Genomic DNA, 23026 nt, shown 5'->3' with positions numbered 1-23026 from the left:
TGTTATTCCAAGTCTGTGGAGATGCTGAAGTGTTCACTGCGTTTACTGCTTCACTACTTAAAGTACCGAACAGTTCCCTTGCCAGCTTAGTTCATTACATTTTCAGCAACGCCCCCCTTGATGCCCTTGATGCCCTGGGTGATTCTGATGGTTATATCCCTGATGATTAGTCATCGGCTGTGCTGCAACAGTAGAGGCAGACGCTATCACAAAGCCGGCTGTTAGCATTGCCAATATCTGTTGTTTTGTATGCCTGGTTTTCCGAGTTGTCATATTCTTCTCCTCCATAAGAGTGGTCGTTCCATCCCTCAGCAGCCGTCATCTTTTGACACAGTTGCATTGTGTGATAAAGCGATATTTGTTTTGGTTTGAAGTTTTTAGTGGCCGGCAGCTCAAGGGACTATCACAAGCTGTTCATCCTGAAAGCCTTTCACCAAGTTAAGTCAGTGCTGATAGCTTTTATTCAGATTGATTATCTTCACGCCTAATTTACAAACTTGACAGCGCTGTCGGCTTGAATTTTATTAAAATCATAACCATCCGTAAACTAATAACAACGGTTGCAACACCGAGGTTTTATTGTTTGTGAAGAATTAACTATCAGCTATCAGCAAAATTTGAATAACTGATAGTTAAGGAAATTGAATGACTAAGCAGATGAATAATCAACGGCAGCAATTACTTCTTTGATTGCTTTATTAGATGCAAGAGTTTCCGCGCTTACCAATTTTGTTTTGTGTCTTTCATGTCCTTCATGTCCTTGATTATTTTGATGAGCTTGATGGCCTCCGTGTTCTGTATGTTCTCGCTGTCCTTCATGTTCCTGCTGGTTTTGCCCTTGATGGTTGGGTATAGGCTGCGCCGAGACAACTGATGCGAAGGTCATTACAAAGCCTGCGCTAAGCGCTGCAAAAATGCGTCGTTTTGAGTGCAGAGGTTTTTGAACTTTCATTTTTTTCTCCTCGTAAAAGAGTGAAGGGTGATTAACACTATGTTGCCAATACAGAAATATCAGCTAATTGATAATTGCTGATATTAGTTAACACTACTTAAGCTAAAATCGAAGTAACTACATAAGAGAATTCTGTTGCAAATCGAGTAGAAAATGATAAAGTCAAATGCACTTTTTGCCGCTTGATATCATTTACTTTTTTACTTTAAAATGTCTTGTTAGCTGGAGAGTCAAGGGGTAAGTCAAAAAAAATTTCGGTTTTTTTAAACACGTTTCTGCACCAAGAATTGTCAGTGCTTAAGGCTGACAAACACGAGAAGCAATCCTTAAAAGGCTAATAGCCTAAAACTAGCTGCAAAACTGGTTATTTCATGCTGATGTGGCCAGTGATCTGAGTAATCACTAGCTAACCTGAGTTCGGGTTAAGCAGTTTGGGGCAAAGCAAAGTCCAGAGTCAGAGACGGCTTGTTGGGCTGATGGCAATAAGCAATCAACCCAACAAGCCGATTTACCATGAAGTTAACCGAGCTGCAATGCTTGGAGTCGAGGTGACAGTGAGCAGTTGTGCATACTCATTAACCCCCAGATGCGGCTTAAACCCATAGAACCAATCTAGTGAGGTTTTGCCTGGTGCTGCCAGATGAGTAAACACGCGGTGGCCAGTAATGCGACGATTGTGACAAACCTTGAGCTTAGTGGCATTGATGAAACTGATTCCCCTGCAATCACCAGTACAGGCAGACTTGCTTGAGGTAGTAATCCTTGAAATTGCGCTAGCGCTGCGGGTGGAAGGCCACTAGAATCGTGATGATTTCACTGGGCAACAGACAACGAGCGCCTTGGCGTTTTTGTCCCCCCTTATCTTGCAAAGATTTTTGCCTCTGGGGTTCCAAGTGGCAGCACTAATTGTCGATGTCAGAGAAAAGTTCTTCTAAACTCGGCATGGCCGGCGCAGGCTGAATCATCTTTAACATATTTGAGCTTACACAGCTCCTCCTGTTCTTATCCCGAACTCAGGTTATTTAGGATTGGTAGATTATATTTAAAGCTATCTGCCGGCTCTTGGAGGTCAACATGACTACCACAGGAAGCCCGACACTCTGCCAATAAGTTTAGCGGATCACACTCAGCTACCTGACTTCGATAGCACCTGTGTGAAAAACTTTCAGGAACATCCGCAAAGTATTCTCCTCACAACTTGAATTCGGCCTGTTTTAGAACAGCTTCATCCTGACAGCCGGTATTGCATCGGTCAAGATTCTGGTATTTATTAGAAGATCACCGATCCACTAGAACGGGGTGCAGAAGCAACCGATTGGTTTTATTTGCCTGATGTGCCTCCAACCTTAGAAGGTAAAAGCCGGCGTTCTTATGTTTTGTGGCAAGAACATATTCCGCCGCTCATTGTTTTGGAATTTGTATCCGGAGATGGAACTGAAGAAGGCGATAAAACGCCCTATACTGGAAAATTTTGGATTCATGAAAAAGTCATTCGACCGGCTTTTTATGGAATCTATGAAGTCAAACTAGCGAGGGTGGAGTTGTTGATAGAAGACCACTATGAGCTAGTGCCGGCAAATCACCTAGGACATTACCCCATTCCTCGCCTTGGTGTAGAGTTAGGAATTTGGCAAGGATATTATCAAAATATGGAATTGCCTTGGCTACGCTAGTGGAATTCACAAGGCAATTTGTTGCTGACTGGTCAAGAACGAGCAGAACAGGCGGAAGCTTTGCTAAAACAGGAGCGTCAAAGATCAGAAAGCTTGGCGGCACGATTGAGAGAAATGAGCATAAATCCGGATGAAGGATTCGAGTTATTTTTTTACAATTTTAACTCCAGAGGCTCGCAAAAATCATTCACGCCTTGCTTGATTATATACATGAGAACCGGCGCAACTAATATCACGGGTAAAACCTGATTTTCTGTTAAATATTCAACAACAGCCACTAATTCTCCGTTTAACAAATTTTCTCTTACTGCTTGCTCACACAAAGCGGGACGATATCGCTTGGCAAACCCATCTAACCAAGTCGCACTGTCGGGTTGCTGTCCAACCTCAATCGCCAGTACAAGCGCGGCATCTTCCAAATCTCCATCACAATCTTCAATCACCTCAAGGGCTTTCAAGATATCAGGATAAGTAGCTAATTTAGAGCGGAAATGCGAGATTTCTTCCAGGGTAACTGAAGCCATAAAACAAGATCACATCCACTGAATTACGGTTAATTTTTAATAAATTCGCCCCAACAGAAAAGCGAATCTGCTTATAAATTCTAACAGTTTCCCTCGAATCTTAAATTGAAAATAGAAAGATGCCGGCACCAACCACAGTTAGATGCCGGCACACTTTAGCCAGAGAAAACACTGTTTTCTGTCCTAGGGGGCTGCTGGAGGGGGAGGTGCGGGGGCTGCTGAAGGAACGGGCGCGGGGGCGACTGAAGGAGCCGGCGCGGGATTTAACTGTTGTTGCCAGCTCTCTATCTGTCGCTGAGCCGCCGAAAAAGCCCCGGCATAGGAAGGGATCTTCTGGGCAATTTCAATCGCAGCGGGTAAGTCAGATGCTGCCCGTTCTCTCGCAATGGCCAAGATTTGCTGGCTCCATTGCTCGATTACCCCATCCGCCTCCGCCCGCAACAAGCTAGAATCAGAAACTTGATTCGCTGTGCGAATCGCAGACGCCAGAGTTTCTGGATTTCCCGAATTTGCGTAGCGATAGGCATCCTCGATATCTTGCTTCGCCCGAATTTCATCGCGCCAGGTTTTGATCACCTCTTGAGCAGTTTCATAAAGAGCGCGTCCTGGTTGAATTCTTTCTGCAGCCGCAATTGCCTCAGACAGCCGGCCCATATCTGCCATCTGTCGCGCTCGGTCGAGGTAGGGCTGATCTTCCTGCTGTTGCAGTTGCAATTTCCAATCTTGAATTTTGTTCTGAGCTTCCTGGTAAAGCGCCCGTCCGTTGCCAATCTTACGGGCTTCATTAATCGCCGCTTGCAGTGAGCCGGTGTTACCAGAGCGGGCCAATTGCATGGCCATTTCCAGGGCTGGCCGGTCTTCCTGAGTTTGTATCTGTCGATTCCACTCCTGAATTTTGTTCTGAGCTTCCTCGTAAAGCGCCCGTCCGTTGCCAATCATATTGGCCTGATTAATTGCCGCTTGCAGAGCGCTAATACTTCCCGATCTGGCTAACATCTCGGCCTTGTCTAAATAGGGCCGGTCTTCCTGAGTCTCTATTTGGCTTCTCCAGCGCTTGATTTCGCCTTGAGCTTCCTCCCAGCGCGGTTTAGAGCTGGAGACGAGCTGCGCTTGAGAGATGGCCTCTTTTAAGTCATTAATCACGCCACCTTTAGCCAGTGCACGCGCTCGCTCTAAATAGGCTAGACCTTCAAGGCTTTGCTGCCACTCGCTGATCAATCGTTGGGCTTTGCTATAAAGAGGGCGTTTGCGGTTGATCTTTTGGGCTGCGGTAATAGCCGATTCAATCGCTTCAACAGTGTCTGGCCAGGTTTGAGCTTCGGCCCTTGCTAGATCAATAAAGTCTTGAACTTCGTCCTTGAGATTCACACTCTCAGGAATTTGGCGCACGATAGAGATTGCCCCTTGCAAATCCCGGTTTTCTAAGGTGTCCTCAGCCAAATCCATGAGCTTGCTGCTGAATTTTCTAAGGGCGTCCTGAGCTTCCCGATAAACATGACTTTTTGGCTCGATGGACTGTGCAAGTTTAATCGCCTGTAGCAAGTTCTCTAACCCGCCTTGCTCGGCGCTGTTGTAAGCTTTGCCGAGCTTATTGCCATCTTCTCGCGCCGACTTCATCAGGATCGTCAGTTCTTCATACTTGGTCGTTGCCCAGTAGTTATTGCCCACATCCAGCAGCCGTACAGCTTCCCGAAATGCCTGTGGCCAGTTTTGCTTACGCAGTTCGGCTTCAGCTTTTTTATAAATTTCTTCGGCTTCGGCCCAAGTAGCCTTCCAGCGATCAATCCGCTCCTCTACTAATCGGTAGGCCGGCACATTTGAAGGAACTTTGCGGGCCATTTCGATGGCTTCATCCAGCTTGCCGGCTTGGAAGGTGTTGTCACACAAATCCAGGATCTGCTGCGACCACTGTTCGATGTTGCGGTTGATGTCCTGGCGCATGGGGTGATCGTTTGGCAGGTCATTGACTAGCTCGATCGCCCCTAGCAAGTCCTCGACAGTTTCCTTATTCGCTGCCAGTTGAGCGCAATAAATGCGTAAGCTCGCCGAAGCAGTTGGCCAAAATATAGCTGGGCAGTTGGGGAGGGCCGGCAGCCGCAACAACAGGGCTATGGCCATAAATCCACTTCCCCCAAACACGATCGCTGCTGTTATCCACCAAAACAGCCAGCTATTTAGCAGATTTTGCAGCCCCTGGGGAGGCTTTAAAGAATTTTTCAAGCTGTTTCGTGAGCGCCTCGACCGGCGCGTCTGAGAATCCGCTTTAGCCCCTAATCCTTTGGGTTGTAGGGGTGCTGAGCGCACACCATTACTCGCCTCCCATTCTGGAGTGGGCTGAGGCACCGGCTCCCCGGCGCTCGTGCTAGGTAAAGCTGGAAACACACGAAATTTGCTGTCCTCAACTGGCTTTGAAGACCTAGCGACACGCCGCCGGTCTCGACCTTTGCGATCTCTAGTCATATCCCACACCAACAGTAAAGCAGCGGTCTTGGCTCCTGCAAACAAGCAGTCGTTGCTATCGTATCTCTCAACTCACCAAAAGCCAAATTTTATTTCAAATAACAGTGTCTGAGTGAAGGGTGAAGCAGCCTAGGTGGAATTAAAGTTTGCCCGCCAAAGGTTGAAGAATCAAGGGTGAAAGTCTTTTCTCTTCTCTTTTTTATCGGCGTGCAATCGTAAACCGCCCAGACTCTTCAATTTCTTCTGCCCAATTGGCACGTTGCTTTTGATTCGTTTTTGCCCTACTTGAAAATTAGGAGCCGGCTTTGAGGTCGCCAATCAGCTGGGCTAGTTCGTCACGACTCGCTTGGTAAACTTCACCACAGAAATGGCAAGTTGCTTCAGCGCCATCATCCTTTTCTATCATGTCTAGCAGCTCGGCTTCACCCAACATTTTCAGCGCTCCCAGAAAGCGATCCGGAGAACAGCTACAGTGAAACCGCACCATTTGAATTTCTGGCAGAATTTGCAGTCCCATGTCTCCTAACAATTGCTCAAAAATTTCTGGCAGTGTATTACCGGCTTGCAAAAGGGGGGTAAATCCTGACAGGGATGCGATGCGAGATTCCAAGGTTTGAACAAGTGCTTCGTCTGATGCAGCCTTCGGCAGCACTTGCAATAAGATCCCTCCCGATGCGGTAACGCCCTGTGCCCCGACAAATACCCCGACCACTAAGGCAGAAGGCGTTTGTTCGGAAGTCATCAGGTAATGAGCCACATCCTCTCCGATTTCACCAGAAACGAGTTCGACGGTACTGGAGTAAGGGTAGCCATATCCTACATCACGAACGACGTAGAGGTAACCGTCGCTGCCCACAGCCCCACCCACATCGAGCTTACCCTGGCTATTGGGGGGCAGTTCAACTTCAGGATTATCGACGTAACCACGCACTGTGCCATCTAAGCCGGCATCTACAAGAATCCCACCCAACGGCCCACTGCCGATGATGCGAATATTCACTCTGGATTCGGCACGTTTCATGTTGGAGGCGAGCAAAAGCCCAGATGACATTGTCCTGCCTAAGGCAGCTGTGGCAACGTAGGAAAGTTTGTGTCGCTGCCTTGCTTCTTCTACAAGGCGGGTGGTGATCGCCCCAACTGCCCGAATACCGCCCTCCGCTGCTGTTGCTCGAATTAACTGATCAGCCATGAGAAATCCTAACGTTTCTTAACAATTCCCGCTTTCTTTATTTTAGATGTTGGTTTGATGGGAGGTGAGGGGAGACGGAACGGTAATAAGTGAAACGTGAAAATTAGAAATTTTAGGGATTTTTCCCAATAAAAATAGGATTTTTTACGAAGGAAAGTTTTGGCCGGTATGGAAAGCCGGCAATCCTGGCAAATATGAATATCAGCGGCTCTCAATTGGCTGAAACACTAGGGAAGTTAGAAAGACTTCGGAGTAAGTCCTCCAAACCCGCTCCAAATGGGGTGATCTGCTAAGCGTCAATACCTCAAGGGCAATCGTGAATGAGTCATTGCCCCACGCTGCGCTATCAGCGCGGAGAGTGTCAAACTGAAGGAAGGATGACTCTAAAAAGCGCAAATTCTTTATGCTAGGGACTTTTCAACAAACCCACTTGCGAATTGAGGTGGACGCACCGGCATCGACGATTGGGGATAGTCTGCTCCGTCCTGCTTTGCTACAGCAGTGGTTGTGGCCCCAACGTTTTACCCCAGGACTGCCCGAACAGTTTCATTCTGGTTTGACGTTTACCAGTTCGATAGGGCCGGTGGTGATTCAACACCTGGTAGATGTTGCGGAACCTAACTGTCTGCGTCTGTTATTAAGTCAGGGAATTGACGGATTTCACGAGTGGTACTGGGGGGATGGTTGGGTGCAGTCCCGTCTCGAAGGCGTCTCTTTACTGCCACTCAATTTAGGCCAAACTTTCAACTTGATCCGTTTGCGGGAATTTCTAGCAGCCCAAGGGAAAAGCGTTTCATCATTTTCTTAACGCCCACCGGCTATTTGGTTGTGACTCAGACAAGTTATGTGCAGTCAGCTTGTCTGTGGCCACCTCCAAATTTGCTTAGCCTGTTCCGCTCACAGATTCACGCTGGAGCCTGATTGCTTGTATTGCTGCATTTGATGCTCAACCGTCAGCACTGGGCAGGATTGGCTAAAGGCGCGATGATGACGGCTGGGCTGAGATAGCTTAGGAGTCATTGGACGCTGATTTTCGCCCTTTTTTGCTCCGGCTGCTTTGAGAAGTTTTTTTGCTTTTAGTGGTTTTGGTGGTTTTTTTGCCTTTAGTGGTTTGAGTGCCGGTTTTGCTTTTTGTTGTCTTAGAGGCTGTTGTTTTAGGTTCTACTACACCGGCATCTGGTGATGTCGGCTCAGATGAGATCGCCAGGTTAGGGATAATTTCAGGAGATAGCACTTGCTCGTCGGTTGGCTGTTGTGCCGGCTCATCTACTTGAGCAACCTGCACTTCTGGTTCTGGTTGTGGCGCAACTGCTGCTTCTGGGACTATTTCAGATTCAGTTGTTACACGGGCATCAACCTCTAGCAGTTCCTCGTGTTGAGCAGCCGGCTCATCTACGATTTCTGCCACTGCCTCTGCTTCTGGGGTTGTTTCAGATTCAGCCGTTACACTGGCATCAACCTCTGGCAGTTCCTCATGTTTCGCTGCCGGCTCATCTGCAATGTCTGCCACTGCCTCTGGTTCTGGGGTTGTTTCAGATTCAGTCGTTATACTGGCATCAACCTCTGGCAGTTCCTCATGTTTCGCTGCCGGCTCATCTACGATTTCTGCAACTGCCTCTGCTTCTGGGGTTGTTTCAGATTCAGTCGTTACACTAACATCAACCTCTGGCAGTTCCTCATGTTGAGCTGCCGGCTCATTTACGATTTCTGCAACTGCCTCTGGTTCTGGGGTTGTTTCAGATTCAGCCGTTACACTGGCATCAACCTCTGGCAGTTCCTCATGTTGAGCTGCCGGCTCATCGACGATTTCTGCAACTTCCTCTGGTTCTGGGGTTGTTTCAGATTCAGCCGTTACACTAACATCAACCTCTGGCACTTCCTCGTGTTGAGCAGCCGGCTCATCTACGATTTCTGCAACTGCCTCTGGTTCTGGGGTTGTTTCAGATTCAGTCGTTACACTGGCATCAACCTCTGGCAGTTCCTCGTGTTGAGCTGCCGGCTCATCTACGATTTCTGCAACTGCCTCTGGTTCTGGGGTTGTTTCAGATTCAGTCGTTACACTGGCATCAACCTCTGGCAGTTCCTCGTGTTGAGCTGCCGGCTCATCTACGATTTCTGCAACTGCCTCTGGTTCTGGGGTTGTTTCAGATTCAGTCGTTACACTGGCATCAACCTCTGGCAGTTCCTCGTGTTGAGCTGCCGGCTCATCTACGATTTCTGCAACTGCCTCTGGTTCTGGGGTTGTTTCAGATTCAGTTGTTACACTGGCATCAACCTCTGGCAGTTCCTCGTGTTGAGCTGCCGGCTCATCTGCAATGTCTGCCACTGCCTCTAGTTCCGCAGTTGCCTCTGATGTTGGTGCCGGTGCCTCCAGATGTTCAGCGGGGGCTTCTGCGAGACTGCTGGGTGCCTCTGCTACCATTGGTTGAGCGGAATATGCAGCCGGCTCAACGACTTGAAGAGATGATTCGAGTTTGACACTGGCAATATGGCCCCCCATGCGGCTGATTCGCTGGATGGTCTGAGACAGCCGGCTATAAGGAACTTTTAGCGTATAGTGGCTGGTTCGCATCAAGTCGTGATCCGCGCCTCCCTTCACCTCTATAAACACAACGCGGTTGTTATAGTCACTTAAAGCCGAAATCCCTGTGGTTGTCGTACCCAACATATAAAAATACCTCGAATTCAGCAATTAAAAGAGCAAGACTTTAACCCACCCTCTGCAACCCAACCCTGTTTAGAATTTAGTTTTCAAAACCCCTTCACCTCTATGATCACGGTGCGGTTGTCGCAGCCTCTCGTGCTGATCATGCCGGTTGTTGTTATACCCAACATGAAAAAGCACCTCGAAGAAACAGATAAACAGAGAGTAGAGTTTGTGCTTTTAACACCCGATGTCGCTTTTGTCCAGAATTTTAAATTTTGTAGAGACGGGTTTACCGGCTGTTTGGATTTCTTCACCGGCATTTTGATTAAACCCACTCATACAGAGTTTTGAATTCAGTAGAGCGACATCCATAAAATCCACTAAAAGCTTAACCCTCTAGCCGCCTTGTAATAGGGAGCAAGAAGAGTTTTTCATCAGGTCTGGGTTAAGGTAGGGATCTAATATTTTACGTTTAATTTGACCTGCTATTACTCCAGCCTTTGATAGATTTTACTGAAAATCACGGAAGTCCGAATTCAACGGCTGAAGCTGCTTTTACCATCTGGGTTTCTCCTAATTTATTTAATGGCTAAAAACCTTGTCAAACAAAATGTTTGTCTAAAGTTGCCTAATTTAAAGGTAGTTAGGATAGCATGATTTCTGATTTTTCAGAAGGCAACCTTAGGAATTATTGTTACATCACTACTTTGACAAGGGGAGTGTGTTGAAAGAAGCCCCCGCTGAATTAAGAAGCCGGTTCAAAAGTCATTAAAATTATCTCCTGGGTAGAAACAAACTCAACTCAGAAATATATTTGAAAAATGTAAATAAACTTAACAAAATTTCTCGTCGGTCGGCTCTAGCCGGTTAAAGAAGCTCTAGCTTGCATGAGTTAGATTCTTTGAGTTTTTTTACATCTTTGCAAATTATTTATACAATGCTGCACTAACGGGAATCATGAAGAATTGTAAATTTTAATCAGACTGGTCGGTAAAAACTTGCCATCTTCTCAGAATCCTAGGCGTAACCAGTGCCGGCGCAAACAGCGAAAGCGCACCTCAAAGGCATCCCCTGGGATGCCTTTGAGGTGCGATAACCACTCGGTGTTAGACAGCTTTCTGTTCGACGCCAAAGCCAACTAAGACAACGTTTTCCAAAGGCTTGCCTTCTGGGGGTCGTTGATAGTTGACAATCTTACGGATTCTCAACTCAGGGTTGACTAGGGTAATCGAATCGACGGAGACGACACGAGTGTAGTGAGTTGTCATTAACAGCTCTTGGGTTTTGGTATCGAAGCGAAAATGAGCCACGATGGGTTTGGCTTCTTCGTAAGCTCTATCCCGCAGGTAATCTCCTTCTAAAATCGGCGAATCGCTATCGGTGGGCACAAATAGCATATTCAGCTGTTGAGAGACTTGTTCACCTTTCTGGGAAATAGTCTGAAAAGCTAGATGGTATCCCGGTAGTTGGGCTAAGTTTGAAGGCGGTGTGCGCCCGTTATCTGCAAGCACCTTGACTTTGAGATCGAAACCTAGGGGTTGGATGGTAAATTCGGTGCGTGAGCGCTCTACTTCCTGGTGAGTCAAGTAATGGTAGGTGCGTTCTGTCTTCCAGTTGCCAACGCAACAGTCAAAAAAATGTTGAAACTTATGTAGAGACATGAATTTTTATCCTTTGTCAGCTGTCAGTTGCTCCTGACCTTTGATTTTTCTTGAGTGCCGGACACCAGCATAAATACTTATGAAGGCCACCAAAATCAATTCAATGATGAAGTGATCGCTGTCGGCTTGTCAGTCCTTTGGTTCAGGTTTGCAAAGATTCTGACAACAGTATTACCTGATTCCTCGCCGGTCGCAGAGCGGGTGTGTCTGGGAGACAAGTTTTTTGAAGCTTCATGCATTTAACTTGCTTGTCTAGAATTTTAAATTCAAGCAAAAGATTCTTTTAAATCATCATTCAGAAAATACTTTTATAAAGAACAAATATAAATTAGATGCAATCTTATAAACTTGTAGATCTGTTAATACAGCCCAGATTGGGGAAATGCTGGTATCAAGACGGTCTGTTATCTCGCCCTTGTTTAACGTTGGCCGGCAAGTTAGGGCCGGCAAAAAATTCTACAGTGATCCCCAACCTTGGTAGCATCAAAAACATCCGTGTAAGCAGCAGCCAGATTGAGAATGCTCTGTCATGAGCTGCCACCGGCTTTCATATCTACAAACGAGAACTTAGATTTGGCTCCGGTGAAGCTGCGCTGGAACGTTTGCCGAAAGCTGAATGTTCTCCAGGGGAGAGGTGTCGCGAACGTGATAGAACTCGAATGTTTACCCTATGGGGTTGGTCATGCAGATGAAGGGGTGTGCTTGCTGGTGCGGATGGGTCCATACCGCATCTTACTCGACTGTGGATTAGAAGATATCTCATCTTTGGTGTCGGAGCGCAACCTGCCGCTACCGGCAGATTTAGTGCTGTGTACACACGCCCATCCCGATCATGCCAGGGGTTTGCTTGCACTCCACCAGGCATACCCAAAGTTGCCAATTTACGGTACAGAGGTAACTACTCAGCTGTTGCCGCTAAATTGGCCAGATGTGGAGCCGGCAGAAAAACTATTCTTCTGTCAGGCGCTGCCTTGGCGATCGCCGGTCGAGTTTCGCAGTGGACTGGGTGCTCAACTCTACCCTGCCGGCCATTTGCCCGGAGGCGCAGCGATTTTGCTCACCTACACCGCGCCGCACCGAACTTACTCATTGCTGTATACCGGCGACTGTTTCTTATCCAATTCGCGGTTAGTGGACGGGTTGCCTTTAGAGGAATTACGGGGATTAGGGCCGGATGTGCTGATTTTAGAAGGCAGTTACGGCACAGCTCGCTATCCTCACCGGCGCAACCAAGAAAACCAGCTGGCGGAGCGAATCAATCAGGCGATTGCCCAGCGCCGGTGCGTCCTGCTGCCGACATCGGCACTGGGTTTAGGGCAAGAAATGCTGATGCTGCTGCGGAGTCACCATCACTTCACAGGGCGCGATATGGATATTTGGGTGGATGGTGCGGTGGCCACCGGCTGTGATGCGTATTTGGAGCTTTTGCCCCAGTTACCCACATCGGTACAAAATTTTGCCCGACACCAACCTTTGTTTTGGGATGAGCGGGTGCGTCCGCGTGTGCGCCGGCTCAGTCCAGAACAGCGCAATTCCATCGGCAAGTCTCCCTGTATCGTAATTACCGACGATACTGCTGATTTGAGCGAGTTCTGCCAACCAGACACTGGCCCTTGGTTGGTCTTAATGCCCGAACATCCGGGTCAGCCACTTGTTAACCATCAACCGCTGACTCTGCACGCCCAGCCCCCAACCTCGATTACGGTTGAAACTTATTTATTGGCTCAGCACTGTGATGGCCCTGCTACGACGCAGCTGATCCATAATTTGCGCCCCCAGCACGTCATTTTTGTACATGGATCTCCAAATTACTTGGCTGATCTGACAAATTTGGATGAGTTGCGTAACCGCTACCAGTTGCATTTGCCCGCTGCCGGCACGCTGGTGGAACTTCCCATTGGGGAGACGTTTATGCAGCCAGAGGTGGCAGATACGCACTATGAAGGGGAGCTGACGGAACAAGGGACGGTGGTGACGATTACCTTCCCGGAGGCAATCGCCGCCGATCCGCGCTGGCCGCATTTTGCGGATACGGGTTTGGTGGAGGCCCGCTGGCAGGGGGAGGAATTGGTTTTGCGGGGTCTGTCACAGCGGGAATTGCTGAGTCAGGCTAGCGAACGCGATGTGCCGGTTGATATTGAGTGCTGTGGCAACTGCCGGCACTACCGGGGACAGCGCTGTTGGAACCAAGCTTCACCCCTTTTTGGGTTCAAGGTGACGAGCGATGGCTATTGTCCGGTTTTTGAGCCGGTTCAATCGCCCCCACCGGCACAAGCTGAGCATGACGATGACGAATAGTTATTTAATTTTCTTTTAAACGCTCGCTTAATCAAAAAAATTTAATAAACGATTGAGATTCAACTAGGTCGCTGCTGGTTAACGATGGCGATTTTTGATTAACAATATCTAATTAAACGGATTTCATATTATTTTACCGTCCTGGCAATTCGACGAACCCCATAAAAGCGCAACGGTTCCAGTTCGACGCCGGTAGTCTCCCACGTCAATCTGAAACTGTTTTGCAAGCAGGAAAAAAAGAAGAGGATTCAGAGGCGAGGGCGAGTCCTGCTTTCACCATTCACCGTTTCCCCTTCTCGGCTTTTTAGTCTTGATTGGAGTCTGAAGGATTGCGAATTTGTTCGGCTTCCGGACAATCGTCGGAAACTAGGGGTTCAACGTTGCCGCGCGGGACTGAAGCTAGTTTCTGGGTAATCGCACCAATGCTTTCTAAGCGAACCATCTCTTCCCATGAACATACTTCGTCTTCTTCGTCGGTTTCATAGCGCATCGTTACCAAATCCCCTTCAATGTCAAGGATACGAGCGCGTTCAATCCAACGTTGCTGGTCCCGCAAGAAAACACAGACTTCACGACCATCACAACAGAGTTGATAAATCTTGCGGTTTAGCATAGGTGACTTCTCCTGAGGAGGTAACTTTTCAAATGCTTTGTGAATCATTCTCAGACCTGATGGGGGTTGATGCGAGTCTCTTACCCCATTCAAAAGTGACTGATCAGTCTCGCGTACAGGGTTCAGAGGGATTCAGTCATCAACTGCCTCTTGTTTCAATTTTCATTGCCTCCGAACTCTGCTTATTTTTCTCTCTTGCTCTGACAGTTTAGCTTGAGAAGGGCTAAATATCGACCGACTGCGTCCACTATAACAGGCAAGGGTTCGGCTAGATTTTCGGGCTGGTTCACGTTTGTTCAAAAGTTATATCTATGCGCTCATTGTACTCTGTCGGCACAACAACTCGCAGGATTTTAGAGAATCTCCACTGGGATGCTTGTAACAGCGGCAGGGGAGATGATCGCCACAGGTTTGGGATTATGTGTCAAGAGGTGATTTACTGAAGTCTCTTTCGTGTTGTCAACGAGCCGACGCATCTATTTTGCTTGCTCTCAGGGTTTTTAAACGGTCAATGAATTCCCAATAATCCACCTGTATCTGAGTCAAGCAAGCGGTTGGCAACCTTATGTAGGACGATGCAGAAGCTATACAATTGCTATTCAAAACATCTTTGGTAACAGCCGGTAACAATGTGAAAAAGTGAATTTATCACCGTGTTTATTCGCTCAGCCTCAGCTTTAGCATTGGCTTTACACTCTTGCATCAAATCGCAAGCTTACCGATATCTTTACTTGATTCTGTCAATCTTTACACTAACTTCACAGCTAATAACTCTACCTATTAATATTTTACACCACTTTTTGAAATTGAGATTCAGCGAAGCGTGAAGGGAGAACAGTTGTTAATGTCTCCTTTCACGCTTTACCCTTTGGAACAAAACGAGCGCCAATCGTCCAGGGATGAAGCATATCATCGCTTTACTTAAGGTAGCCGATGATACGTTTGGAAAAAAAATAAAGATGAGTTTGGTTAAGAAGGAGATGAAGTTAGCAGGGATTTTGAAGCCGATTCACCGGCTTTTCGCAGTTGTCGCGTCAATTGCAGACTTAACAGGGATATAACACTCAACTGACCGAGAAAGGCTAGAAAAACGGACATGGCAGATGCGTATTTTAAAGCCGGCCAAGCGCCGGTTGTAAGCAGCCACGCAATGCTGTTCACTTTAGGGTCAATTGGCAGCAGGATTAAAAGAAGTGGGGGTGCTAAAATGGCAAGCGCGACAGCATTAAACGCGAGCATTGCCCGTTTTTTAGTTTTTAACAACAGCATGAGTTGGGCGATTAGCGAATATATCAAGATTAAACTTAAGCTCAGAACAAAACTTGTAATCGCCCGGAATTTGCCGGTATCAGCCGGCCACATCAGAATCCAAGGTAAATAAATAGCAGCCGTAATCGCTAAGTTGATGCCAATTGCCACAACTGCCGGACTTTTTTCCCCCCAAATCAAATCTTGCCATACAGAAGGCGTCTGGAGCCTGAAGTTAGAATTCAAAACTTCTTCTGGAGTCTGACTTCTCACGTCTGTATTCTGCTTGTGCCGGTAGCGAGACCAATCTTGCAAAGCCTGCCGGTGGGGTGATAAAGCCGCGATTAAAAATAGAAACCATTTAGCAGATAAAAGCTGAAAAGAAAGCTGAAAGAAACACCGGCACCAATAGCAGACACTAAATGCAATGGGATAGCTAAAGCAACGCCTAAATAGATTAAAGCCGGCACCCCTAACATTTTGCCGATTAAAATACTTTCGCTTGACTGAGGGCTTAGGCGAATAAAATTGAGCGTACCCCGGCGTTCTTCTTTTGCCATGTCAGCAATGAGCACCCCTACTCCACAAACTAGCAAGATTAACGGTAAAATCCAACTTACAACTAGGAATATCTGTACCCACCATTCTTGGCAGTTGATGATGCAGTTGCTCCCAATTTTTCCAACGCCAATAGCATGACAAACCTGATAAGAGCTGTATTTGTCTTTTTCGCCAGGAAGCAGGATATATAAAAACAGCACCAAGGTTCCTTGAAAAATGAGAGAGGCAGCAATGGTGGTTGCTAAATTTCGCGGTTTAAATTTGCCTTTTAGTTCACGAAACAATTGCGAGTTCCAGTCACTCACCCGATTAATTAAAGCTAAAGTCATGGTAGTTTTCCTGAATAAAAAAATAGGGTGGGATGATTGTTTCCCACCCCTCAGACAAGTGATCGATAATTGACTTCTAATTTTTTCCTGCTAGCAGCGCTTTTGAGGCAGATTCACCGGCTTTGCGAAGTTGCTTAGTCAGTTGCCAATTTAATAAGCCCAAGCAAGTCCACTGAACCAAAAGCACTTGAAAAACAAGCGTTTCGGATGCATATTTAACTGCACCCCACGAAAAAGCTGTTAGCAACCACAAACTTCCGCCATGCGATCCGGGATTCACAGATAGCACGCTTAAAATGAACGGCGGCAAGAAAATTGCGCTGCCGGCTACGCCTGCCGCCCAAAGTGCCCGCTTCGGAGTTTTCATCAACAGCATGAGTTGAAAAATAGAAGCACAGATAATGATGAAACTCAGCGTCAATGCAACACTTGAAAGGGCTTCCATTTTGTGTTCAGAACCTACAGACCAAAGCAGAATCCAGCAAACAACTGGTGTGGCGGTGATCAGTAAATTAATTGTGATTGCCACAACTGACGGACTCTTTTCGCCCCAAATTAAACCTTGCAAACCTGAATGATTAATTTTGCCTTCCCCTTTCTGCTTCAGATCTTTGAAGTAACGCGCCCAATCTTGCAAAGTTTGTCGCTGAGGTGATAAAGCTGCAATCAGACAAATAAACAGCAGTCCCATCAACATGAGCAGAGCATGGAGATTAGAGACAAACTGTGAGGATAGCCATTGTCTGGGAGGTTGCAGGGCAAAACCTAAAGTCATAAGGGTAAAGCAAGCTGTTACCAAATAACTCTGTTTTTTGCTGAGCAGGGTAGCTTGATCAGAGCGAAACCGTCGGCTTAGAGATTGCCCGATCCAGTAAGTCCATAAACCGTAATTGAGCAGTAAGAAAATCCCCATGCCGGCACCCGTTGCGCCCACAGGTAAGTAAAACCATTCCAACTTTTGAATCGGCCCGTGAGAGAAGGGAAGATTTAAATAAGTTGAACCCGTCCGATCCAGGAGATAGGGCAGTATAAAAGAGGGATTAAACAGATTCAGCCAATCAAACGGACTCTGCTCTATCTGTCTGTGGTTAAATACCATTAAGAAGATTAAAATTGTGCCGGCACCCAACCAAGACTGAAACCCGCCTAGCCAAGCGCTACCCAAACCAAACAGCAGTGCGGCGCTGTAGAAAAAGGCACAGCTAGCCATTACAACTGCGTAGAAGCTGAATATTTCGCCGGCAGGAATACTTGCAGAAAGCCCAGCCCATACGTGGAACGGAAGGGCTACAAGTGCAGCAAGATAAAGTAAAACCGGCACGCCCAACATTTTGCCAATCAATACGCTTCGAGAAGATTGGGGGCTAAGACGGATAAAGTTGAGAGTGCCGCGACGGTCTTCTTTTGCTAGGTCATCAATCAGCATATATGCGCCGACCCCTAACAGGATGAAGGACGCAAACAAACTCAAACAAACGAATATGCCGGGCCATTGATCTACCCACCACTGCTGGAAGTTAATCTGATCTATTGGGCATTTATCGTTTATTAGTTGTTGCAGTTCTTTGAATCTTGCTTGCAATTCCTGTGTTTTTTCCGGGCTGAGTTTGGGTTGAACCTGAGTATAAGGTGAAATTTGGTTTTGGACTTGGTAATACTCTTTTTGATAAAGTTGATAAGTTGGCTGTAGCCGGCAGTATTTTTCAACAGCCTGATAGGTTTCCGTCGGAATCTGCCTTGCAAAAGACATAAAAACAAGGAGCTGGCCAACTAAGGACATGGCTACGGCTATCAAAATATTGCGAGGTTTAAGCCGGCCTTTGAGTTCTCGAAATATCTGGGGGTTTCCCTCACTTAGCCAGTTTAACTGGTTAATTATCATGATCAATTTCTCCAAATATAGCTATTAGATGAGCGGAGATTGAGACACGAAAGCTTCAGATTATTTTTTAGAAAATCTAAGCTTTAAAATTATTAAGACGCTTGTTGATGCCCCATCTTGAGGAAAATTGTTTCTAAGTCTTCTTGGGTACAGTGAAATTCTGAAAGCGGAACACCGGCTTCCACAAGGGATCTCAGTAAGGTGGCGCTTTCTTCGGGATTTCCTGAAAAATGAACCCGCAAATTTGTTGTGCCGGTAACAACTTCCCACCCTTCAACTTTAGGGTGATTTTTCAGTTCAGCCTGTAAACTATCTAAATTACCCAAAGTTGACATCAAAATTTGTTGCCGGCTGAGACGCTTGTACAGTTCTTCTAGCGATGCACTTTCCACCAAGTAACCCAATTCCATGATGCCTACTGAGGTACAAAGTTCCGCCAAATCGCTCAGAACATGAGATGAAATTACAATTGTCATCCCCGCTTCCCGCAACGTCTTAATAATTTCACGAAACTGCATCCGTGCGAGCGGATCTAAACCAGAAACCGGCTCATCGAGTAACAACAAAATCGGTTCATGAATAATCGTTCTCGCAAGGCTGAGGCGCTGTTTCATCCCCCTGGAAAGCGTCGATATCTGGCTGTTGCGCTTATTCGTTAACTGCGCCAGTTCCAACACTTCATAAAGGCGCTGACTGCGATGGGGTTCTTTGAGGTGATAAAGCCGCGCAAAATAGTCGAGATAGTCCCAGACAACCAAATCGTCATAAAGCGGAAAATCATCTGGTAAATATCCCAGCCGGCGCTTCAGATTAGAGTTACTACGATCCCTGATTAAACGTTCGCCACTGAGATAAATTTCGCCGGTGGTTGGTTCTTCTGCGGTTGCCAGCATCCGAATCAGCGTGGTTTTTCCCGCACCATTCGGGCCAATCAATCCGTAAACTTCACCCGTTGCGACTTGTAGATCCACATCGTTGACAGCAATGTGCCGGTCAAATTGCTTAGTCAGTCCGCGCGTATCAATTGCGAGTTCTTTTGCCATAGCTGCAGAGGTTTGGACAGTTGAGATGGCTTGGTTTTGCCTAGCCTAGCCTCTACCTACAGCATTCGTCAGTAGGTTTACGGAAATTGTAACGACGCCTCCAGATTCTGTATTCTGTGCCTTCATCTGTCCCCTTCTATTCGCCAGCGAGATTGTATTGTTTTTCAACCGGCAACTTCTGTCCCACGCACGATCATCACAGAACAGTGCGTATGATGAACCACATAATTGCTCACACTTCCCAGCACCAGTTCAGCCAGTTTAGATCGTCCGCGCCGGCCTATCACCACTAAATCCGCGTCCCAACTAACAGCAATCTCACGAATCCAAAACCCAGCATCCCCTAGTTGATACTCTAATTGCGCCTCTACTCCCAGCGCTAGCGCCTGCTGGAGATAAGTCTGCAACCAGGCTTCTACTTCTACAACTTCTTGTTGCAGTCTCTCCTGTTGTTTTTGTGCAGCACCGTTTAACCCCTCTCCATAAAGATCCATGCGGGACGCAATTGGCACGGGTGGCACAGGTATGCAGTGAAACACTTTTAAATAAGCTCGCTCTCTTTTCGCTAAAAGCAGCGCTTTCTGAAAAACTGCATCTGCTTGAGTGGAACGGTCAATTGCTACCAGGATTCTTTGGAACTCCATCGTCTTATTTCCTTGAGATATTCTTCTATTCAACTGTTTTTTGGGGACATTTCCCAGGTATGATAAATAGCTTGCAAGAATTTCTGTAGAACTATGACCCAGCACTACCGCATTACTCTGTTACCCGGCGATGGCATTGGCCCTGAAATTATGGCAGTCGCGGTAGATGTCCTTAAACTGGTTGGCCAACAACTCGACCTCAGCTTTGAATTTCAAGAAGCGCTTGTTGGCGGTGCGGCAATTGATGCCACCGGCAGCCCCCTTCCCGATGAAACTTTGCAGATTTGTCGCAACAGCGAGGCGGTACTGCTAGCAGCAATTGGAGGTTACAAGTGGGATAATTTACCTCGCCACCAGCGGCCAGAAACCGGATTATTAGGACTTCGTGCCGGCTTAGAATTATTTGCTAATTTGCGACCGGCAAAAATTTTACCGCAACTGATTGACGCCTCTTCGTTGAAACGCGAAGTTGTCGAAGGGGTCGATATTATGGTGGTGCGAGAACTGACCGGCGGCATTTACTTTGGCAAACCCAGAGGCATTTTTGAAACTGAAACCGGCGAAAAGCGTGGCGTCAATACAATGGCTTACACCGAGTCAGAAATTGACCGCATTGGGCGAGTGGCATTTGAAACTGCACGCAAGCGCGGAAGTAAACTGTGTTCAGTTGATAAAGCGAATGTTTTAGATGTGTCGCAATTATGGCGAGATCACATCATTGAACTGTCTAAAGAATATGCCGATGTTGAGTTATCTCATCTTTATGTAGACAACGCCGCCATGCAGTTGCTGCGCTGGCCAAAACAGTTTGATACGATTGTCACCGGCAACCTTTTTGGTGATATTCTCTCCGACGCTGCCGCCATGCTCACCGGCAGTATTGGAATGCTACCTTCTGCTAGTTTAGGCGCATCTGGCCCTGGAGTATTTGAGCCGGTTCATGGTTCTGCACCTGATATTGCCGGCCAAGATAAAGCCAATCCAATTGCTCAAGTTTTGAGTGCGGCAATGATGCTTCGCTATGGTTTAAATCAGCCGGCTGCTGCAGATAAAATTGAGCAAGCAGTCTTGCAAGTTTTAGATGCCGGTTATCGCACCGGCGATATCATGTCAGAAGGAATGAAGCCGGTGGGTTGCCGCGCAATGGGTGATGCCTTGCTTGAGGCGTTAGAGCAAGATAAAAAATAAAGGAACCACAGATGCACACAGATAAACACAGATAATAGCGCAGCGTGCCGTTAGGCATAGACAGATATCTGCGCTTATCTGCGTTTATCTGCGGTTAAAAATCAAATTAATTAAATACTAACCATGTGGGATAAAATTGCAGCACATATCTCCGACGTCACCGTAGAAAAATTTCACATCAATAACCGGCGATCAGTCAGTGGCGGCTGTATTAATCAAGGCTATGCAATTTCATCTAATAATCGCACCTACTTTATTAAACTCAACCGCGCCACTGATCTTGCCATGTTCGAGGCAGAAGCGCAGGGAGTGCAACAAATGTGGGATACTCACACCATTCGCGTCCCTCGCCCAATTTGCTGGGGCACAGAAGGAGATTCTGCCTATTTAGTGTTAGAGTGGCTGGATTTGGGAGGACGTGGCGGTGAACGCGCTTCGGAAGAAATGGGGCGCAAGCTAGCAGCAATGCACCGCTGGAATCCCCCAGATGGATATCCTGCTCATCCAGCAATCGGTGAATTTGGTTGGGAAATTAATAATACAATTGGCTCAACAACACAGATTAATACTTGGACAGCAAACTGGGCAGAATTTTGGACAAAACACCGCATCGGCTATCAATTAAAGCTGGCAAAACGTCGCGGCGGACAGTTTAGCCAGGGAGAGCGCTTGTTAGAAGTAATTCCAGAATTACTTGCCGGCTATCAACCGAAACCTTCCCTAGTTCACGGCGATTTATGGGGAGGAAATGCTTCTTGTACTTCAGCCGGCGAGCCAGTAATATTTGACCCTGCAACTTATTTTGGTGACCGCGAAGTTGATATTGCAATGACAGAACTTTTCGGGGGCTTTCCTGCTGCGTTTTATCGCGGTTATAACGAGGTTTGGCCGCTGGATGCCGGCTACTCCCAGAGAAAAACACTTTATAACCTTTATCACGTTTTAAATCACTTCAATTTGTTTGGAGGCAGTTATGAATCCCAAGCAAATCGCATGATTCAGCAACTTCTTTCTTCGTAGAACTTAAACAACCAGCCGGTGGGCGAAGTGAAATGGAGAGTCAGGGCAGCGAACCCAACGGGAGCTGATGGACAAGCAGAAGCCCCTGTCAAGCCAGAAGCCGGTGATGATTAGCGACTCATTAACCTTTGTCGGCTCAAGGTTTCGCGCCTCAAAAAGAAGTCTGAATCAACCGGATTTAATATAATATCGCCGAGGATCTTGCCTCTCCAGTGGAGTGGAGAGTTTAGAATAGATGGAGATCAAACAGTTGAGCAGATTCGTCACTCAAATCAACCGGCTTCTAGTGAGGATTGCTCTGTTAGTCATTGGCAGTTCAGACAAATTAGCGCTGATAGACAACGGCTAGATCCAGCAGTAGCAGAAAAAGGGTATAGGAATTGATTACTCTTGAGTAGCTCTAATTCGCAAGGACAACCTCACTCAAATCATTAAAAATTAGAATTCCGCCAAACATACCTGGCTTATTAGCAAAGGAGTTAAATATGCTAATCCAAGAAAAACCAAACCAAATTGGTGTAGTGGCTAAGAAAAGCGGTGTACCCATTAAAACCATTCGCTACTATGAAGAACTGGGATTACTCAAGGCATCTGGGAGAACTGAAGGTGGATTTAGATTATTTGATTCAGATGTTTTGGCTCGATTGAGCTTTATTAAACGCGCCCAAACCTTGGGAATGAGCCTGTCGGAAATAAAAGAATTTCTGGAGGTTCACGATCATGGAGAGTTACCTTGTGATCACGTCCAATCGAAACTGGAAGACAAGCTTTTAGAAATTGAAAAACAAATTCAACAGTTACAGCTCTTAAAACTGGAATTAACAGGACTTCTTTCAGATTGGGAAACAATACCTCAAACATCCGAAGCAACCATTTGCCCAAATATTGAACGAAATTAAGCTAGTATACGCAATTAGCAGTCTTAATTTCATCCAATAATTTGTTTTTTAATTTATGAAAAGCTTGGCTCTCCGCTTGGCTGGAGAGCCTAAGATTTCCTTAAAAAAATTATCTTTAACATCATCTATAGGTAACGAACAAGGGTTTTTTCTTCTTGATATAGCTAACCTGAGTTCGGGATAAGAACAGGAGGA

18 protein-coding genes and 2 pseudogenes are annotated in these 23026 nt (G+C 46.7%); 7 read left to right on the top strand and 13 right to left on the bottom strand.

Going from position 1 to position 23026, the window contains the following annotated elements:
* Window positions 1-90, top strand: a pseudogene (locus H6F73_RS02555) (IS1 family transposase); the annotation flags it as partial.
* Window positions 91-166: 76 nt separating this feature from the next.
* Here H6F73_RS02555 and H6F73_RS02550 read toward each other — a convergent pair.
* Together H6F73_RS02550 and H6F73_RS02545 are read right to left on the bottom strand one after the other, a co-directional pair.
* Window positions 167-340: a hypothetical protein gene (locus H6F73_RS02550; RefSeq protein ID WP_190757251.1), complete on the bottom strand. Its 174-nt coding sequence runs from the start codon at window positions 338-340 to the stop codon at window positions 167-169.
* A gap of 309 nt (window positions 341-649) precedes the next feature.
* On the bottom strand, window positions 650-952 hold the full coding sequence (locus tag H6F73_RS02545) for a hypothetical protein (RefSeq protein ID WP_190757250.1): 303 nt from the start codon (window positions 950-952) through the stop codon (window positions 650-652).
* A 1100-nt stretch (window positions 953-2052) separates the two neighbouring features.
* Here H6F73_RS02545 and H6F73_RS02535 point away from each other — a divergent pair.
* Window positions 2053-2874, top strand: a pseudogene (locus H6F73_RS02535) (Uma2 family endonuclease).
* On the opposite strand, the gene H6F73_RS02530 reads toward H6F73_RS02535, so the two are convergent.
* From H6F73_RS02530 to hslO, 3 genes are all read right to left on the bottom strand, one after another.
* Window positions 2778-3149 carry a hypothetical protein gene (locus H6F73_RS02530; protein ID WP_190757249.1) on the bottom strand — a complete coding sequence of 124 codons (372 nt, stop codon included), beginning with the start codon at window positions 3147-3149 and terminating at the stop codon, window positions 2778-2780. The pseudogene H6F73_RS02535 and the gene H6F73_RS02530 sit on opposite strands and share 97 nt — an antisense overlap.
* A gap of 183 nt (window positions 3150-3332) precedes the next feature.
* Window positions 3333-5609, bottom strand: coding sequence for a chromosome segregation ATPase (locus tag H6F73_RS02525; RefSeq protein ID WP_190757248.1), 2277 nt, complete (start codon window positions 5607-5609; stop codon window positions 3333-3335).
* 292 nt (window positions 5610-5901) lie between these two features.
* Window positions 5902-6798 (bottom strand): Hsp33 family molecular chaperone HslO, encoded by an 897-nt coding sequence (gene hslO / locus H6F73_RS02520; RefSeq protein WP_190757247.1) that lies wholly within the window; start codon window positions 6796-6798, stop codon window positions 5902-5904.
* A 403-nt stretch (window positions 6799-7201) separates the two neighbouring features.
* On the opposite strand from hslO, the gene H6F73_RS02515 reads away from it, so the two are divergent.
* Window positions 7202-7606 carry a hypothetical protein gene (locus H6F73_RS02515; protein WP_190757246.1) on the top strand — a complete coding sequence of 135 codons (405 nt, stop codon included), beginning with the start codon at window positions 7202-7204 and terminating at the stop codon, window positions 7604-7606.
* 201 nt (window positions 7607-7807) lie between these two features.
* Here the strand turns inward: H6F73_RS02515 and H6F73_RS02510 are convergent, their stop codons facing one another.
* Together H6F73_RS02510 and H6F73_RS02505 are read right to left on the bottom strand one after the other, a co-directional pair.
* Entirely contained in the window at window positions 7808-9466 is a 1659-nt protein-coding gene (locus tag H6F73_RS02510) for a phycobilisome linker polypeptide (RefSeq protein WP_190757245.1), read from the bottom strand.
* 1085 nt (window positions 9467-10551) lie between these two features.
* Complete coding sequence (locus H6F73_RS02505; RefSeq protein WP_190757244.1) at window positions 10552-11106, bottom strand: phycobiliprotein lyase; 555 nt, start codon at window positions 11104-11106, stop codon at window positions 10552-10554.
* A 648-nt stretch (window positions 11107-11754) separates the two neighbouring features.
* Between H6F73_RS02505 and H6F73_RS02500 the strand changes: the two genes are divergently transcribed.
* Window positions 11755-13404: an MBL fold metallo-hydrolase gene (locus H6F73_RS02500; protein ID WP_347239459.1), complete on the top strand. Its 1650-nt coding sequence runs from the start codon at window positions 11755-11757 to the stop codon at window positions 13402-13404.
* 304 nt (window positions 13405-13708) lie between these two features.
* On the opposite strand, the gene H6F73_RS02495 is transcribed toward H6F73_RS02500, so the two are convergent.
* The 6 genes from H6F73_RS02495 to H6F73_RS02475 form a co-directional block, all read right to left on the bottom strand.
* Entirely contained in the window at window positions 13709-14017 is a 309-nt protein-coding gene (locus H6F73_RS02495) for a DUF6679 family protein (RefSeq protein ID WP_190757242.1), read from the bottom strand.
* Between the two features lie 969 nt (window positions 14018-14986).
* A complete protein-coding gene (locus H6F73_RS26310) occupies window positions 14987-15580 on the bottom strand; it encodes a hypothetical protein (RefSeq protein WP_242072306.1) in 594 nt (197 codons plus the stop codon).
* 29 nt (window positions 15581-15609) lie between these two features.
* Complete coding sequence (locus H6F73_RS26305; protein ID WP_242072305.1) at window positions 15610-16155, bottom strand: hypothetical protein; 546 nt, start codon at window positions 16153-16155, stop codon at window positions 15610-15612.
* A gap of 76 nt (window positions 16156-16231) precedes the next feature.
* Complete coding sequence (locus H6F73_RS02485; protein ID WP_190757241.1) at window positions 16232-18037, bottom strand: ABC transporter permease subunit; 1806 nt, start codon at window positions 18035-18037, stop codon at window positions 16232-16234.
* Between the two features lie 92 nt (window positions 18038-18129).
* Window positions 18130-19080 carry an ABC transporter ATP-binding protein gene (locus H6F73_RS02480; protein ID WP_190757240.1) on the bottom strand — a complete coding sequence of 317 codons (951 nt, stop codon included), beginning with the start codon at window positions 19078-19080 and terminating at the stop codon, window positions 18130-18132.
* Between the two features lie 164 nt (window positions 19081-19244).
* A complete protein-coding gene (locus H6F73_RS02475) occupies window positions 19245-19724 on the bottom strand; it encodes a universal stress protein (protein ID WP_190757239.1) in 480 nt (159 codons plus the stop codon).
* A gap of 93 nt (window positions 19725-19817) precedes the next feature.
* On the opposite strand from H6F73_RS02475, the gene leuB reads away from it, so the two are divergent.
* The 3 genes from leuB to H6F73_RS02460 all read left to right on the top strand — a co-directional run bounded on the left by leuB (window position 19818) and on the right by H6F73_RS02460 (window position 22831).
* On the top strand, window positions 19818-20912 hold the full coding sequence (leuB, locus tag H6F73_RS02470) for a 3-isopropylmalate dehydrogenase (RefSeq protein WP_190757238.1): 1095 nt from the start codon (window positions 19818-19820) through the stop codon (window positions 20910-20912).
* 123 nt (window positions 20913-21035) lie between these two features.
* The gene (locus H6F73_RS02465) at window positions 21036-21932 is read left to right on the top strand and encodes a fructosamine kinase family protein (protein ID WP_190757237.1); all 897 of its coding nucleotides are present in this window, start codon (window positions 21036-21038) and stop codon (window positions 21930-21932) included.
* A 485-nt stretch (window positions 21933-22417) separates the two neighbouring features.
* Window positions 22418-22831, top strand: a complete 414-nt coding sequence (locus H6F73_RS02460) for a heavy metal-responsive transcriptional regulator (protein ID WP_190757236.1) — start codon at window positions 22418-22420, stop codon at window positions 22829-22831.
* Window positions 22832-23026 lie beyond the last annotated feature (195 nt).

Origin of the sequence: Microcoleus sp. FACHB-68 (assembly GCF_014695715.1) — a bacterium.
Taxonomy (GTDB): Bacteria; Cyanobacteriota; Cyanobacteriia; order Cyanobacteriales; family Oscillatoriaceae; genus FACHB-68.
Note: the sequence above shows the minus strand (reverse complement) of the source record. Positions and strands in the feature narration are given on the sequence as shown.